General features: G+C 69.3%; 15 protein-coding genes and 1 tRNA gene. 10 read left to right on the top strand and 6 right to left on the bottom strand.

The window, feature by feature from the left end; translation table 11 throughout:
* Nucleotides 1-193: 193 nt before the first annotated feature.
* Nucleotides 194-919 carry an HAD family hydrolase gene (locus ACQE3C_RS13765; protein ID WP_434539719.1) on the bottom strand — a complete coding sequence of 242 codons (726 nt, stop codon included), beginning with the start codon at nucleotides 917-919 and terminating at the stop codon, nucleotides 194-196.
* Between the two features lie 122 nt (nucleotides 920-1,041).
* Here ACQE3C_RS13765 and ACQE3C_RS13760 point away from each other — a divergent pair, with 122 nt between their 5' ends.
* From ACQE3C_RS13760 to ACQE3C_RS13750, 3 genes are all read left to right on the top strand, one after another.
* Entirely contained in the window at nucleotides 1,042-1,845 is an 804-nt protein-coding gene (locus ACQE3C_RS13760) for a hypothetical protein (protein ID WP_434539718.1), read from the top strand.
* A 10-nt stretch (nucleotides 1,846-1,855) separates the two neighbouring features.
* Complete coding sequence (locus tag ACQE3C_RS13755) at nucleotides 1,856-2,422, top strand: type II toxin-antitoxin system PemK/MazF family toxin (protein WP_434539717.1); 567 nt, start codon at nucleotides 1,856-1,858, stop codon at nucleotides 2,420-2,422.
* 69 nt (nucleotides 2,423-2,491) lie between these two features.
* Nucleotides 2,492-2,565: transfer RNA gene (locus tag ACQE3C_RS13750), tRNA-Gly, on the top strand.
* Between the two features lie 108 nt (nucleotides 2,566-2,673).
* On the opposite strand, the gene ACQE3C_RS13745 is transcribed toward ACQE3C_RS13750, so the two are convergent.
* Together ACQE3C_RS13745 and ACQE3C_RS13740 are read right to left on the bottom strand one after the other, a co-directional pair.
* Nucleotides 2,674-3,798: a sensor histidine kinase gene (locus ACQE3C_RS13745; RefSeq protein ID WP_434539716.1), complete on the bottom strand. Its 1,125-nt coding sequence runs from the start codon at nucleotides 3,796-3,798 to the stop codon at nucleotides 2,674-2,676.
* 58 nt (nucleotides 3,799-3,856) lie between these two features.
* Complete coding sequence (locus ACQE3C_RS13740) at nucleotides 3,857-4,048, bottom strand: hypothetical protein (RefSeq protein WP_434539715.1); 192 nt, start codon at nucleotides 4,046-4,048, stop codon at nucleotides 3,857-3,859.
* A 122-nt stretch (nucleotides 4,049-4,170) separates the two neighbouring features.
* Between ACQE3C_RS13740 and ACQE3C_RS13735 the strand changes: the two genes are divergently transcribed.
* The 5 genes from ACQE3C_RS13735 (at nucleotide 4,171) to ppgK (ending at nucleotide 8,962) form a co-directional block, all read left to right on the top strand.
* Nucleotides 4,171-4,854, top strand: coding sequence for a response regulator (locus ACQE3C_RS13735; protein ID WP_434539714.1), 684 nt, complete (start codon nucleotides 4,171-4,173; stop codon nucleotides 4,852-4,854).
* Nucleotides 4,855-5,225: 371 nt separating this feature from the next.
* Nucleotides 5,226-5,876, top strand: coding sequence for a DUF1707 SHOCT-like domain-containing protein (locus ACQE3C_RS13730; RefSeq protein ID WP_434539713.1), 651 nt, complete (start codon nucleotides 5,226-5,228; stop codon nucleotides 5,874-5,876).
* Nucleotides 5,877-5,956: 80 nt separating this feature from the next.
* Nucleotides 5,957-6,469, top strand: a complete 513-nt coding sequence (locus tag ACQE3C_RS13725) for a PH domain-containing protein (protein ID WP_434539712.1) — start codon at nucleotides 5,957-5,959, stop codon at nucleotides 6,467-6,469.
* Complete coding sequence (locus ACQE3C_RS13720) at nucleotides 6,466-8,112, top strand: PH domain-containing protein (protein ID WP_434539711.1); 1,647 nt, start codon at nucleotides 6,466-6,468, stop codon at nucleotides 8,110-8,112. The genes ACQE3C_RS13725 and ACQE3C_RS13720 overlap by 4 nt, the downstream gene beginning before the upstream one ends.
* On the top strand, nucleotides 8,099-8,962 hold the full coding sequence (gene ppgK / locus ACQE3C_RS13715; protein WP_434539736.1) for a polyphosphate--glucose phosphotransferase: 864 nt from the start codon (nucleotides 8,099-8,101) through the stop codon (nucleotides 8,960-8,962). The genes ACQE3C_RS13720 and ppgK overlap by 14 nt, the downstream gene beginning before the upstream one ends.
* A 53-nt stretch (nucleotides 8,963-9,015) precedes the next feature.
* On the opposite strand, the gene argS is transcribed toward ppgK, so the two are convergent.
* The gene (argS, locus tag ACQE3C_RS13710) at nucleotides 9,016-10,680 is read right to left on the bottom strand and encodes an arginine--tRNA ligase (RefSeq protein ID WP_434539710.1); all 1,665 of its coding nucleotides are present in this window, start codon (nucleotides 10,678-10,680) and stop codon (nucleotides 9,016-9,018) included.
* A gap of 109 nt (nucleotides 10,681-10,789) precedes the next feature.
* Between argS and ACQE3C_RS13705 the strand changes: the two genes are divergently transcribed.
* The gene (locus ACQE3C_RS13705) at nucleotides 10,790-11,617 is read left to right on the top strand and encodes an aldo/keto reductase (protein WP_434539709.1); all 828 of its coding nucleotides are present in this window, start codon (nucleotides 10,790-10,792) and stop codon (nucleotides 11,615-11,617) included.
* A 119-nt stretch (nucleotides 11,618-11,736) separates the two neighbouring features.
* Here the strand turns inward: ACQE3C_RS13705 and ACQE3C_RS13700 are convergent, their stop codons facing one another.
* Nucleotides 11,737-12,324, bottom strand: coding sequence for a hypothetical protein (locus ACQE3C_RS13700; protein ID WP_434539708.1), 588 nt, complete (start codon nucleotides 12,322-12,324; stop codon nucleotides 11,737-11,739).
* A 168-nt stretch (nucleotides 12,325-12,492) separates the two neighbouring features.
* Here ACQE3C_RS13700 and ACQE3C_RS13695 point away from each other — a divergent pair, with 168 nt between their 5' ends.
* Nucleotides 12,493-13,659 (top strand): nucleotide sugar dehydrogenase, encoded by a 1,167-nt coding sequence (locus tag ACQE3C_RS13695; RefSeq protein ID WP_434539707.1) that lies wholly within the window; start codon nucleotides 12,493-12,495, stop codon nucleotides 13,657-13,659.
* Nucleotides 13,660-13,786: 127 nt separating this feature from the next.
* Here ACQE3C_RS13695 and ACQE3C_RS13690 read toward each other — a convergent pair whose 3' ends face one another.
* Nucleotides 13,787-14,446: a SanA/YdcF family protein gene (locus ACQE3C_RS13690; RefSeq protein WP_434539706.1), complete on the bottom strand. Its 660-nt coding sequence runs from the start codon at nucleotides 14,444-14,446 to the stop codon at nucleotides 13,787-13,789.
* Nucleotides 14,447-14,516 lie beyond the last annotated feature (70 nt).

Here is a 14,516-nt window from a genome sequence, read left to right as displayed (position 1 = left end):
ACCGCCTGAAGGAATGGGCTCGGTCGGCCGGGAGTCACCCCGGTCGTCCGGGCCCATTTTCTTGTTCCCACCCGGGCTGCCCAAACCGCCAATTGCCCTAGAACGGTGCACTTGCCCCCGTTCCGGAACGGGGGCAAGTGCACCGTTCAGGGGCAGGTAGGTGGGTTTGGGGGTTGGGGGCCCGGACGAGGGGCTATCCGAGCAGCAGGTCGCGCAGTTCGTCCACCGTGTGCACGACGCCGTGGCTGGGGTTCTCGGCGGCCAGTGCCTCGGCGGTGCTGGCGCCCCAGGCAACCGCGACCTGGTCGATGCCGGCAGCGGCGGCGGCCCGCACATCCCAGATGGCGTCGCCCACGTAGACCGTGGGCTCGTCACCGGCGTCGAGCTTGCGGCGGGCGTGGTGGATCGGGTCCGGGTGCGGCTTGTGCAGCACCGTCTCTTCCAAGGTGGTGGTCAGTTCGAGCAGCCCCGTCAGGCCGGCGGCGGCCACCGAACGGGCGGCCTCGTCGCGTCCCTTCGAGGTGACCACACCGACCTTGACGCCGCAGGTCGACAGTTCCTTCAACAGTTCCACCACGCCGTCGTAGCTGTGCTGCAGGGTTTCCAGGTTGGCCAGGTTGAACTCCTGGTAGGCGTTCAGCAGCGCCTCGGCTCCGGGTCCGTCGCCGAAGATGTCCAGCAGCGAGCGGCCCATCCACGACTTCGCCGTCTCGGGGTCGACGTGCTCACCGGCGACGCGTTCGTGCGCGTGCTGGAAGGCCGAGACGATCAGTTCCAGGGTGTTGACCAGGGTGCCGTCGAGGTCGAAGACCACCGCCGTCCAGCGGGGCGCCTGCTCGCGGGTCGGGTGCGGCTCGGACGACACCGTCGCAAGCGTGGCGGTCGGAAGGGTGATGGTCTCGGCGTGCGTCTGGTTCACGCACGTCAGGCTAGCCGCGGTTGCCCCACCACCGGACCGGCGTCCAGCGACCGTCGTCCGACGCGTTGGGCCGCAGCCCGGGTAGTGTGGACGAGAAACCTGGGTCGGACGAAAGGTGGCCGATGAGCCGACAGGGCACCCCGTGGCTGCAGCCATCCGCGGACGACCAGCCGACCCATCGCGCCGGCGCGCCCCAGCCCGCGAGCCCGGCCCCCCAGCCGAGCGCGGCATTCCACCCCAGCCCCCAATCGCAGCCCAGCGCCCAGCAGCCCGCCCAGTACCCCTCCCCGTCGCAGCCCCAGCAGTACCCCGGCCAGCCGATGGCCCCGCAGGTGGCTCCGACCGGACCCGACGGCAAGAAGGTCATCGCGACCCTACCCCCGCTGGACGAGACCGAGACCCTGCTGGACATCAGCGAAGCCACCGGCCAGCCCCGACGCCACCCGGTGATGCTGCTCGGCGCGGGGCTGCTGTACGCCGCCTCGGCGGTGGTCGCGGTGGCCTTCGGCAAGTTCTGGTGGGACGCCATCAACATCACCAACTTCCATGCCTCCGCCCGGCTGCTGACCTGGACCGAACCTCGTCCGGGGTCGTGGCAGTCGGTGGTCTGGGTGTGCGTGCTCGCACTGGTGGCCGCCGCCGTGGTCGCCGCCCCGGCGATCACCGCCATGCAGGCTTGGAACGGGCACCGGTGGAGCCGCATCGCCAGCGTCGTGTCGGTGGTCATCAGCCTGCTCACGATCCTGCTGAACAACTGGGCACTGCCAGCGATCGCACTGGTCGCCGCCGGCACCGCGGTGTTGTGGCTGCGCCCGGTCAGCGGCTACTTCGACCGGTGGGCCGCGTTCCGCGCCGAGGAACCCCGCCACCCGAAGCACTTCGAGAAGGTCACCTACGGACGACTGCCGCGTTACGCAGGGGAGTGATCACGCCGCCATGCCCACCCTGCGCCAGCTGACCCACACCTTCCGCACGAAGCTGGGCGAGGCCCTCGACCGGCGCCTGCAGGACACCGATCGCCGCAAGCCCTCCACCCGGCAGGGTGATCGTCCGCTGCGACCCCGGGCCGTGCGCCAACCCCCGCCGCTGTCGAGGGCCTACCCCGGCGACTTCAGCGGCCCGCTCACGATGGACTACTCCCCCCGACCCGGGGACGAGGCCGACCCCGGCGAGGTGGTGTGGACCTGGGTGACGTTCGAGGAGGACCACCGCAAGGGCAAGGACCGCCCCGTCCTGCTGATCGGCCGTGACGGTGACTGGCTCCTGGGGCTGCCGCTGACCTCGAAGGACCACGACCGTGACGCCGCGCAGGAGGCCGGGGAGGGCCGCTACTGGATCGACGTCGGCACCGGGCCCTGGGACAAGCAGCGTCGCCCCAGCGAGGCGCGCACCGACCGGATCATCCGGGTCGACCCGCGCAGCGTCCGGCGCATCGGCGGCCACGTCAGCGAGGAGATCTTCGCCGAGGTCGCCGAGGAGGTCCGGGCACGCAGGCGTTCGTGAGGGGGCTGTGCAGTGGGAGTCCGGGGATCCGCTAGACTCTGATGTCGCACGGGTCGCAGGGCCCGGCGCGCGGGCGTAGCTCAATGGTAGAGCGCCAGCTTCCCAAGCTGGACACGCGGGTTCGATTCCCGTCGCCCGCTCCATTCATGTCCGGGCCCGTTCGGCGGCCAGCTCCCGGGCCAGGTCGAGCACGGCACGCTCGGGGCTGCAGACGGGGATCGGGGCTGCAGTCCGGTTCAGCTCTGGCCGGTTCAGCTCTGGTCGGGCAGACACACCTTCACGACCCACTGCCCCTGCTGGGGCCCCACCTCCAGGACACCGGAGGCCAGGTCGACACGTTCGGCCAGTCCTCGCAGGCCGCGTCCGAGGCTGTGTTCGGCCAGGGGCCCCGGGGAGGAACCGTCGCGCATCCGGTTGCTGAGCACCATCGCGATCCGGTCGTTCTCCATGGTGACCGCCATCGTCACCGGTCCGCGCGGGTCGGCGTGGCGCAGGATGTTCGTGGTGGCCTCACGGGCCACGCGCGACAGGGTGACCTGGGCCGAGCGGGGTGCCCCGGCCAGTGCCTCGGGCACCGACAGGTCGACCGAGAAGCCCTCGGCGCGCAGGGTCTCGGCAAGCTCGGGCAGCACCACCGAAGCGTCGATGGTGGCCGACTGCGGGTCGACTCCGCTGTCGGGGTCGACGTCGAGGACGTTGACCAGCGTGTGCAACTCGGTGACGGCGGTACGGGCTGCCGTGCCGATCCGGTCCATGGCCATCCCCAGTTCTTCGGGGTCCTCGGCGTGGCGGTGGCTGATGCTCTGCAGGCTGATGATGGCCAGCTGGTGGGCCACGATGTCGTGCAGTTCCCGGGCCAGCCGCTGTCGTTCGGCGACACGAATCTGGACGCGCTCATGCTCCAGTTGTTCGATGCGTTTCGCGCCGCGGCTCAGCTGGGTCGAGAAGCCCCGCACCGCCAACCCGGCCAGGGTGGCGATCACCACCAGGGTCGCGCGCAGGCCAGCGTCGTTGAACCACCCGTCACCGCTGTGCAGCAACGAGACCACGACCGAGTAGGTGACCAGCGACCCCGACAGCACCAGCATGCCCATGCTGCTCACCCGCGGCAGGTAGACCAGGGTGGCGATCACCAGCACCGCCAGGTCGGCACCGGCCGGCGGGATGAACATGGCCAGGGACAGGAACACGGCCCCGGCCACAGCACCGACCCGCGGCACCCAGGAGATCAGGATGCTGGCGACTCCGGCCACGACGTGCATCGTCATCTGGGCATAACCCAGAGTCTGCACGGTGGCCACCGAGTGGGCCATGTCCGCGAGCAACAGGCAGGTGACCAGCACCTTCAGTGCGGTCCACCCGCCCCATCCGTCCACACGTACGGCCTGGCTCACGGCGTCACCGGCGCGTGCTCAAAGACCGGGGTGGCCCGGGTCAGGAAACGCAAAGGCGCAGCCAGGCGCACCAGATGTTGTTGGGCTGGGCGACGCCGCCGCCCCCACCGATCACGGTTCCACCCGAGACAGCGATGCTGGTCGGCGCGGCGGGCTGCGCAGCCCGGGCGGCGACCGGCGTGGAGAACAGCGCCAGGACGAGCAAGCTGACAGCGATGAGCCGGGTCTTCATGAGGACACCTTTCCCTACAAGCCGATACTCCTGAATCATCACAGTTGCCCACCCGAACTGTCCACCATCCGTCGCAGTCCGTGCAGGTTTCCTTCCCGGCGAAAGGTGGTTACGGTGGGCTCGTGTCCACGCCCAGCCCGATCGACTCCCCTCCGACGACCATCCTGGTGGTCGATGACGACGCCATGGTGCGCGAAACCTTCACCGCCCTGTTCGCCCGCGAACCGGGTCACCAGTTGCTGGGCTGCGCCAAGGCAGGCGCCGAGGGGGTGTCCCTGGCCCGTGAGCTCGAGCCCGACGTCATCCTGATGGACCTAAACATGCCCGGCATGGACGGCGTCGAGGCCACCGCACAGATCACCGGCGAAGACCCGCAGGCCTGCGTGGTGGCACTGACCACCTTCTCCGACCGCGAGCACATCGTCGCGATGCTGCAGGCCGGCGCGTCCGGCTACCTGATGAAGCACACCGACCGCCACACCCTGGTGGACGCCATGGCCGCAGCCAAAGCCGGGGAGATGCCGCTGGCCCCCGAGGTGCGCCAGGCGCTGGTCGCGACCGTCGTCCGGGAGCACCCCGTGCCCGCTGATCGTCCGCACCTGGCCCCGCGGGAACGGGAACTGCTGACCTGGCTGGCCGAAGGCCTGTCCAACAAGGAAATCGCACAGAAGATGTACCTGGCCGAGGGCTCAGTCAAGCAGTACCTGTCACAGATCGGTGAGAAGTTGGGCCGCAAGTCACGCACCCAGATCCTGGTCAGGGCGATCCGGCTGGGGCTGGTCGACCCGCACGAGTCGAACCACTGAGCCGCGGGCAGGCGTGACGGCGCTGTCGCGCTGCGGCGAGGGGGCGGCCGAGGGGTGACGGGGCCGAAGTCTGATGGTCACGCGCGGTTCGCCCACGGGCAGCGGGTGCTGCGAGTCGGATGAAGTCTCTGCGCCCGGACTGTCTGCATCCCAGGTCAGTCCGGCAGTGTCATTCATTCCTTGGGGATGCGAGGGGAGAGCGCTCGAACCGGCTCCGACCCCTGGACGCACCACGTGTGACCATGACCAGCTTCCCCCGTCCGTCCCACCCGGGGCCAGTTGTCGAAAGTTAGGAAATCGCACCCGGATCGAACCCTGAACTGGGCGCCCATTCCTTCGTCCGGCGGGCTGCACTGCCTAGGCTGGACGCCATGTCCGACGACCTCCGCATCCCCGTCCAGCGCGGCGCCATGCGCGCCTCCGATGCTGACCGCCGATTGGTGGAAGAGGTCCTCAACACCGCCTTCGTCGACGGCCGGCTCACCAAGGACGAACTGGACGAGCGGCTCGAGCAGGTGGGCCGGTCCAAGACCTTCGACGACCTCGCCCCGATCACCGCCGACCTGTTGCCGGGTGCTCCGGTCGCCCAGTACGCCACTCCGGTGGCGCACCCGGGCGGGCCGCTGGTCGAAAGCTCGACCCAGTCACACGAGGTCGACTCCATCAGCGCCGTGCTCGGTGAACACAAGCGGGTCAGCACCTGGCGGATGGCACCGTCCACCGAGGTCAGCGCCGTGCTCGGTGAGGTGGTGCTCGACCTGAACCAGGCCGTGCTGGAATCGCCCCACCCCCGCCTCAAGGTCGACCTGCTGCTGGCCGAGGTGAACATTTTCGTCCCGGCCGGGGTGAGCGTCGTGAACCAGATCAGCCCGATCCTCGCCGAGACCAACATCAAGGGCCTGGCGGACGAGAACCCGCAGGTCACCCTGACCCTGACCGGCACCACGGTGCTGGGTGAGGTGAACGTGCTCGGCCCCCACGACAACTCCTCGCGCAGCCGCAAGCGGCGCAAGGGCAAGTAGCCGGTGCAGTTGATTGACGGCCTGCGCCACCAGCGCTGCCCGGGGAACCCGGCGCCCCGGGCGAGGGTAGGTTCTATCCCATGACCCTCGACCAGGCCCATGGGCTGCCCACCCACGAGTTGTTCGCGCCCCCGACCGAACAGTGGGTGCGGGTCTCCCCCGACCTGGTCAAGGTCGAGACCATCTCGGTGCTGCTCGGCTGGCCCCCCTTCGCGGTCGCCTCGATCATCCCGGTGGCGATCTTCGCGCCCTGGTGGGCGCTGGTCCTGGTCGCCGTCTTCTGGGTGCTGCTGATCGGTTGGCGGCTGTGGGTCTCGCGCCGACTGGCCCGGAGCTGGGCCTACGCGCAGCGCGACACCGACCTCTACGTCACCCACGGACGCTGGTTCAAGCAGCTGCTGGTGGTGCCCTACGGCCGCATGCAGGTCGTCGAGATCAACGCCGGCCCGCTGCTGCGGCGCTACGGCCTGGCCAGCGTGCGGATGGTCACCGCCTCGACCACCGCCGTCATCCCCGGGGTCAACGCCCAGGAGGCCGCCCGACTGCGCGAGGACCTGTCCCGGTTGGGTGAGGCGCAGGCGGCCGGCCTGTGACCGGCTTCCCCACCCCCACCAACCCGGATGAATCCGTCACGCCAGCAGCACCGCCGGCCGGTAGCACCGTCCAGCAGCCGCTTGCCGACCCGGGCTGGCGCACCCACCCGCTCAGCCCGCTGGTCTCGTCGTGGATCGCGCTGGTGGCCGTCGCCTTCTTCGTCATTCGTGACCTGCTCGAGCACGGCAGCCTGCAGGCCGTCCAGAATCTCGGGTCACTGGTGATTTACCTGGGCATCGGCGGCGTCGTGCTGCTCGGCTCGGTCGTGTTGTCGTGGTTCAGCTGGTATGCCACCCGGCACCGCCTCGACGACGACGGGCTGACCATCGAGACCAAGCTGATCGTCCACGAGACCAAGCGGTTGCTGTACCGGCGCATCCAGTCGGTCGAGATCAACCAGCCGCTGGCGGCCCGCCTGCTGGGCCTGTGCCGACTGTCCATCGACGTCGGCGGTGACGGCGGGGCCAAGATCAGCTTCCTGAAGCGCCAGCAGGCCGAGAACCTGCGCCACGACCTGCTGCGCCGGGCCGTGCAGGCCAAGCGGGGACCGGAGCTCCCACTCCCCCAGCCCGCCGCTGACGCCACCGGCGCAGCCGCCCCCTGGCCGGCACCCGCGCGCACCCCGGCACCGACGGCCCGGCAGCGCCTCAGCCACGAACTCCACCACGGTGGCGACGGGCTGGCAGACACCGAGGCACCGCGGCACCTGGTCGTCCAGGTCGCACCGCGCGCACTGATCATCGCCGCGATCACCTCGGGTGAGTTCCTGGCGACCCTGGTCGGGTTCGCCGTGTTCGGCCTGGTCCACCAGCTCACCGACGGCATCATCGGGCTCGGCTACGGCCTGGTCCTGCTGCTGCCGATCGGCGGCTACATCCTCAACCGGGTCATCAAGGAGTGGCGATTCCGCGTCGAGACCGACGGCGAGGGCCTGCGCATCAGCCACGGCATGACCGACCTGACCACCAGCAACACCCCCTTCGACCGCATCCAGGGGTTCCGCCTCGAGCAGGGCATGCTGTGGCGCCCGTTCGGCTGGTGGCGGGTGCGCATGACCGTGCTCGGCAAGGGCGGCGCGATGGACGAGGACAGCGACTCCAGCGACGTCGCGCTGGCCATCGGCACTTGGGACGAGGCGATGGCGGTGATCGACACCGTCTGGCCCGGCCTCAACCTGCACGACATCGCCCTGAACCCGGTTCCCGTGCGGGCCAAGTGGTTCCTGTGGGGCGGCCGGAAGCTGGCCGGCTGGGCACTGACCGACCAGCTCGCCGTGAGCCGCCGGGGCTGGCTGGGCCAGGAGTTCAACGTGATCGACCACGCCCGCGCCCAGTCGGTGCTGCTGCACCAGGGCCCGCTCGACCGCAGGCTGCGGCTGGCCTCGGTCGACATCGACCTGGTCCACGGGCCGGTGCGGATGCGCTTCGCCCACCTCGACCCCGCCGACGCCCGACGCGTGGTCGACACCCAACCCGGGCTGGCCCGCGCCGCCCGGGAGCGCCGCGCAGCGACCGGACGAAGCCTGAGCACCCGCCCCGAGCCGGCGTCACCGTCGATGCCGCCACCGGGAGCCCCACCACCGCCCGCCCCGGCCCCGGCACCCTGGGGAGGCGAGTTCCCACCGCCACCTGCTCTGTCCTAGGCTGAACGCCATGACACACGTACTCGGCATTGACGTCGGTGGTTCCGGGATCAAGGGTGCTCCGGTTGACCTCGAGGTGGGTGACTTCGCAGCTGACCGGTTGCGGATCGACACCCCGTCCAAGTCCACCCCCAAGAATGTGGCCAAGGTGGTGGCCGAGATCATCGACCACTTCGGCGACACCATCGGGGACGGGCCGATCGGCCTGACCATCCCGGCGCCGGTGGTGCACGGCAAGGTGCCGTTCATCGCCAACCTCGACCAGGAATGGAAGGGGCTGCAGGCCGACGAGTTCTTCGCCGACCAGCTCGGCCGCCCGATCACCCTGGTCAATGACGCCGACGCCGCCGGTGTCGCCGAGGTGCACTACGGCGCCGCCAAGGGCATCACCGGCCTGGTGATCCTGACCACGCTCGGCACCGGCATCGGGTCGGCGCTGATCCTCGACGGCCAGCTGGTGCCCAACACCGAACTCGGCCACCTCGAGATCGACGGCCATGACGCCGAGTCCCGCGCAGCCAGCTCCGTCAAGGACCGTGAGGGCATGAGCTACAAGGAATGGGCGGTGCGGCTGCAGCGCTACTACGAGTTCGTCGAGATGCTGTTCTGGCCCGACCTGTTCGTGGTCGGCGGCGGGGTCAGCAAGGACCACGAGAAGTTCATGCCGAACCTGCAGCTGAAGACCCCGATGGTGCCCGCCAAGCTGCGCAACCGGGCCGGGATCATCGGCGCCGCCTGGCTGGCCGCCGACCGGCTCGAGCACCCCGACCAGGCCCCACAGATCCTGGAGAACTACGCTTCGGTCGCCAAGGACGAGCCCAAGAAGAAGAACGGCAAGTCCAAGAAGTAACCCGCGACGACCCGGACGAGGCAGCTCGCCTCGTCCGGGTCACCGGGCGAGCGTCACATGCGTTCGGGGGCGTCGATGCCGAGCAGGTACAGGCCGCGGGCCAGCACCTTCTGGGTGGCGCGGCACAGCGCCAGCCGTGAGCTGCGCACCTCGCCCTCGCTGCGCAGCACCGGGCACTGTTCGTAGAAGCTCGAGTACGCGCCGGCCAGGTCGTAGAGGTAACCGCACAGCTTGTGCGGGGTCAGCGCATCACCGACCTCACTGACCACCTCACCGAAGCGGGACAGCAGCAACGCCAGCTGCTGCTCAGCCGGCTCGTCCAACACGGTGATCGCCCCACCCGCGAGGCCCTCGGCCTCGGCCTTGCGCAGGATCTGGCTGATCCGCGCGTGAGCGTACTGCAGGTAGGGGCCGGTGTCGCCGGTGGTCTGCACCATCCGCTCGACGTCGAAGGTGTAGTCCTTCTGCAGCCCGTTCGACAGGTCGGCGTACTTGATCGCGGCCAGCGCAATGTTCGGTGCGGCGACCTCTTCGGCGGCATCGAGCAGGGACGAGAGCGTCGCCGCCGACCCGTCGCGCGTCTTGAAGGGCTTGCCGTCGGTGCCGAGCACCATGCCGTAGCCGACGTGCTCGGCCGCCACGTCATCGGGGAGGAACCCCGCCTTGCGGGCGGCGGCGAAGACCTGCGCGAAGTGGCCGCCCTGGCGCACGTCGGTGACGTAGATGATGCGGTCGGCGTGCAGGGTGCCCACCCGGCGCCGGATCGCGGCCAGGTCGGTGGTGGCATAGCCATAACCACCGTCGGACTTGCGCACGATCAGCGGCGCGTCGAACCCGTCGACGAACACGCACAGCGCGCCGTCGTCGACCACCGCCACCCCCGACTGCTCGAGCTCGTCGACCAGCACCGGCAGGTCGTCGTTGTAGGTCGACTCCCCGGCCAGGTCGTCATCGGTGAGCAGCACCCCGAGGCGCCGGTAGGCCTCGTTGAAGGCGGGCTTGCTGATCTCGACCAGTTGGCGCCAGACCGCCAGCGACTCCTCGTCGCCGCCCTGGAACAGCGCCACCCGCGCCCGCGCGCGGGAGGCGAACTCCTCGTCGGCACGGAACCGGGCAGCGGCCCGCTTGTAGAGCGCGTCGGCCTCGTCCAGCGTCAGCGCGCCGGCGTCGATGCCCTCATCGTGGACCTGTTCGATGAGCATGCCGAACTGGGTGCCCCAGTCACCGATGTGGTTCTGCGGGATCACCGTGTGGCCGAGCGCACCCAGCACCCGGTTGAAGCAGTCGCCGATGATCGTGGTGCGCAGGTGGCCGACGTGCATCTGCTTGGCCACGTTCGGTGCGGAGTAGTCGATCACCACCCGCTGCGGTGCGTCGGTGGGGACGATGCCGTCGTTGTCGTCAGCCAGCAGCGCCTCGGCGGTCGCGGCGAGCACCTCGGACTTGATCCGGAAGTTGATGAACCCGGGGCCGGCCACCTCGAGCGGCTCGCACAGGTCGTCCAGCTCGAGGCGGGCGACCAGGTCGGCGGCCACCTCCCGCGGGGGCCGGCCCTCGGACTTGGCCAGGCGCAGGGCCACGTTCGACTGGAAGTGGCCGAACTGCGGCTTGGTCGCCGGACGCATCTCGGGATCGACCCCGACGACAGCCTGGACGCGTTCGGTGAGCTGGGCCGGCAGCGACGAGGCCGGCAGGGACTGCGAAGACATGGCTGCCATTCTTCCACCATCCGAGGCTGGACCAACTTCTGCTCCCGGACGGCTGCGCCTAGGCTGGGGTGCGGTCCTGCGACGAACCTGTCGCACCATCCACGAAAGGCTCCTGCCCATGACTGTTCCCCAGATCACCCTCAACGATGGTGTCCGGATTCCCCAGCTCGGCTACGGCGTCTGGCGGGTCAAGGACGACCAGGTCGTCGCGCCGGTGCTGAAGGCGCTCGAGGTCGGCTACCGCCACATCGACACCGCCGCGGTCTACGGCAACGAGGCCGGTGTCGGCAAGGCCGTCGCCGAGTCTGGGGTGCCGCGTGACGAGATCTTCATCACCTCGAAGCTGTGGAACGACAAGCACCACAAGGACGATGCCCGCCAGGCCATCGAGGAGACCCTCACCAAGCTGGGTGTCGACCACCTCGACCTGTACCTGATCCACTGGCCGGCCGTTGTCAAGCACGGTGATGCCTACATCGAGGCGTGGGACTCGCTGCAGCAGTTCAAGGCCGAGGGCCTGACCCGCAGCATCGGGGTGTCCAACTTCAACCCCGAGCACCTCGACAGGCTCGACGGCACCACCCCGAGCCTGAACCAGATCGAGGTGCACCCCTCGTTCAACCGGGCCGACCTGCGCGCCGAGCACGAACGCCGCGGCATCGCCACCGAGGCCTGGAGCCCCCTGGGCAACCAGCACGCCCCCAGTGACCTCGACCTGCCCGAGGTGGTCCAGGTGGCCGAGCAGACCGGGCTGAGCCCGGCGCAGGTGATCATCCGCTGGCACCTGCAGATCGGCAACATCGTGATCCCCAAGTCGGTCACCCCCAGCCGCATCGAGGAGAACTTCGCCGTCTTCGGCACCGAGCTGTCGACCGAACAGGTCGATCTGCTGAGCGGGCTGGACAAGGGCAACCGCCAGGGCGGCAACCCGCTGGTCGACCACTGAGCCGGACGACCGGCTGAGCGGGACGAGGGGCTGAGCCGTTCGTCCGCCCCGTCGGAACCCACCACGCACAGACCGGCCCCCGGGAGCAGTCCCGGGGGCCCGTGTCATTGGTGCGGCGGTCAGATCATCATGCGGGCCGGGTGCAGGCTGTAGTCGGCCATGTAGTCGAACACCCGGCGCAGTTCCTTGCGGTCGGGGTCGCAGTAGTAGTCGCGTTGGCCTGCGGGGAACTCCTCCCAGGTGCCCTGAAAGTCGATCGCCCAGGTGAAGGTGTGGTGTTCCCGGTCGACGGCGGCGAACAGGCAGCGGAACCCGTGGCGTTCCCTCAGGGGGACGATGCGGCGCCACAGGCCCAGGAACTCGTCCCAGTCGCCCACGATGGTGTAGCGACGCATGATGGCGATGCGTCCGTCCTGGCCCTCCAGCTCACCGGGGGCGGCGTGGGTGAGGGCCTCGATGTCGACATCGCGAATCAGGCAGTTCTTGAACACGTGGGGCGCGAGTGCCTCGGCGACCTCGGTGTAACGAGGGTCGGCGTGCAGGTTCTGCTCGGCGGTGGTGGGGTCGGGGTGGGAGTAGATCCAGGTCACCTTCGGTTCGGCATCTGTCTCGACGAACACGCGGTGGGTGGTGAATCCGTGGCGCTGGCGCACCCCCACGGCCTGGATGAACTGTGAGTGCCAGTCCTCGACGTGTCGAGGCCGCACTGTGTAACGATGCAGCGTGGTCGGTCCCACGGCGGAAACTGGAGTGGGCATACCTCAACGCTAGTCCGGCGGGCGAGAACCTGCCAGAGATCGGCCAATCGGGGGTCCGTGGGCGGGGTGCGGCGGTCGTCCCCGGTGGGGCCTCGGCCCGGTCGCTACCCTGAACCCATGAAGATCGCCGTCGCAGGCCTCGGTTACGTGGGTCTGGCCAATGCCGTCATCCTTGCCCAGCACCACGAGGTGCACGCCGTCGACATCAACCCCCAGCGGGTCGACCTGGTCAACCAGCGCCGCGCCCCGATCGTCGATGCCGAACTCGAGGACTACCTGGCCACCCGTGAGCTCAACCTGGTCGCCACCACCGACGGCGAGCAGGCCTACCCCGGCGCTGACTACGTGATCGTCGCGACGCCCACCAACTACGACGAGGTGCTCAACCATTTCGACACCTCCAGCGTCGACACGGTCGTCGAGGCCGTCAGCCGGTTGGCGCCTGGCACGACGGTGGTGATCAAGTCGACGGTGCCGGTGGGCTACACCGACGGCCTGCGCCAGCAGTACCCCGACCTGGACATCCTGTTCTCGCCGGAGTTCCTGCGCGAGGGCAAGGCCCTGTATGACAACCTGCACCCGTCACGGATCGTCGTCGGCGGGTCCAGCGCGACAGCCGAGCGCTTCGCCGAGCTGCTGCGCGAGGGTTCGCTGGACGAGGACACCCCGGTGCTGTTCACCGGTTCGACCGAGGCCGAGGCCATCAAGCTGTTCGCCAACACCTACCTGGCGCTGCGGGTGGCCTACTTCAACGAGCTCGACACCTATGCCGCTGCGCGCGGGCTGGACACCCAGCAGATCATCGACGGGGTCAGCCTCGACCCGCGGATCGGCGGCCACTACAACAACCCCTCGTTCGGCTACGGCGGGTACTGCCTGCCCAAGGACACCAAGCAGTTGCTGGCCAACTACGACCAGGTGCCGCAGACGTTGATCCAGGCGGTGGTCGACTCCAACAGCACCCGCAAGGACTTCATCGCCAGTGACGTGTTGGCCCGCAACCCCGAGGTGGTCGGGGTGTACCGGTTGACGATGAAAGCCGGCTCGGACAACTTCCGCTCGTCCTCGGTGCAGGGCATCATGAAGCGGATCAAGGCCAAGGGGGTGCCGGTCATCGTCTACGAGCCGACCCTGGCCGATGCGGAGTTCTTCCACTCCGAGGTGGTCCGCGACCTGGCCGATTTCAAGGCCCGCGCCGATGTGATCATCGCCAATCGTCCCTCGGACGAGCTGCGCGATGTCGCGGAGAAGGTCTACACCCGCGACCTGTTCGCCCGCGACTGAGGGATCGGGTTCGGGGGCCGGGGTTCGGGGTTCCGGGGGTCGGGGGTCGGGGGTTCCGGGGGTCGGGGGTTCCGGGGGTCGGGGGTTCCGGGGGTCGGGGGTTCCGGGGGTCGGGCGGACGAACGGCTCAGCGGTTGGCCAGCGCCACCGCGACGGCATCGTCCGCCGGCCCCATCACCGCCGGCTGACGGCGGCGGGTGAAGTCCCAGGCCATCTTGATGTTGGCGCCGAGTTCACGCACCACGCCGTAGCGCCAGGTGCCGGAGTCAGTGCCCACGCTGACGTCGCCGATGCCGTCGACATCAATGCCGGCGATCTGGCAGGTCGCCACCGAACGGTTGAGGTGGTAGCGCTGGGTGACCACGATCGCGGAGTTCACGCCGAAGACCTTCTTGGCTCGCACGCACGAGGTGTAGGTGTCGGCCCCGTACGGGTCGAGCACCAGGTGCTCGGCCGGGATGCCGCGCTGGTTGACCAGGTAGCGCTGCATCGCCTCGGGCTCGTTGTAGTAGTCGGCCGACCCACCCGAGAGCAGCAGCACCTTCGTCCGCCCCGCGTCGTAGAGGTCGGCCGCCAGGTCGAGGCGCCCCTTCAGGTAGGCCGACGGTTCACCCGATGGGCGCACCCCGGCCCCCAGCACGATGGTCACATCGCGCTGGGGCACCTCGTCCACTGCCTCGAAAGTGTCATTGGAGGCGAGCACCCAGACGATCCCCGTCGGCGCCAGCACCCCCACCACCAGCACCAACACACCCACGATCAACCAGGTGCGGATGCGTCGAGCCATGAACCAAGTATGTCTGTCCTCGCTCCGCTCGGACGGCGCGGCCAAAACCAGAGCGGCTCAGCTGAGTCTG

Source organism: Aestuariimicrobium sp. Y1814 (assembly GCF_050113895.1).
GTDB lineage: Bacteria > Actinomycetota > Actinomycetes > Propionibacteriales > Propionibacteriaceae > Aestuariimicrobium.
Note: the sequence above shows the minus strand (reverse complement) of the source record. Positions and strands in the feature narration are given on the sequence as shown.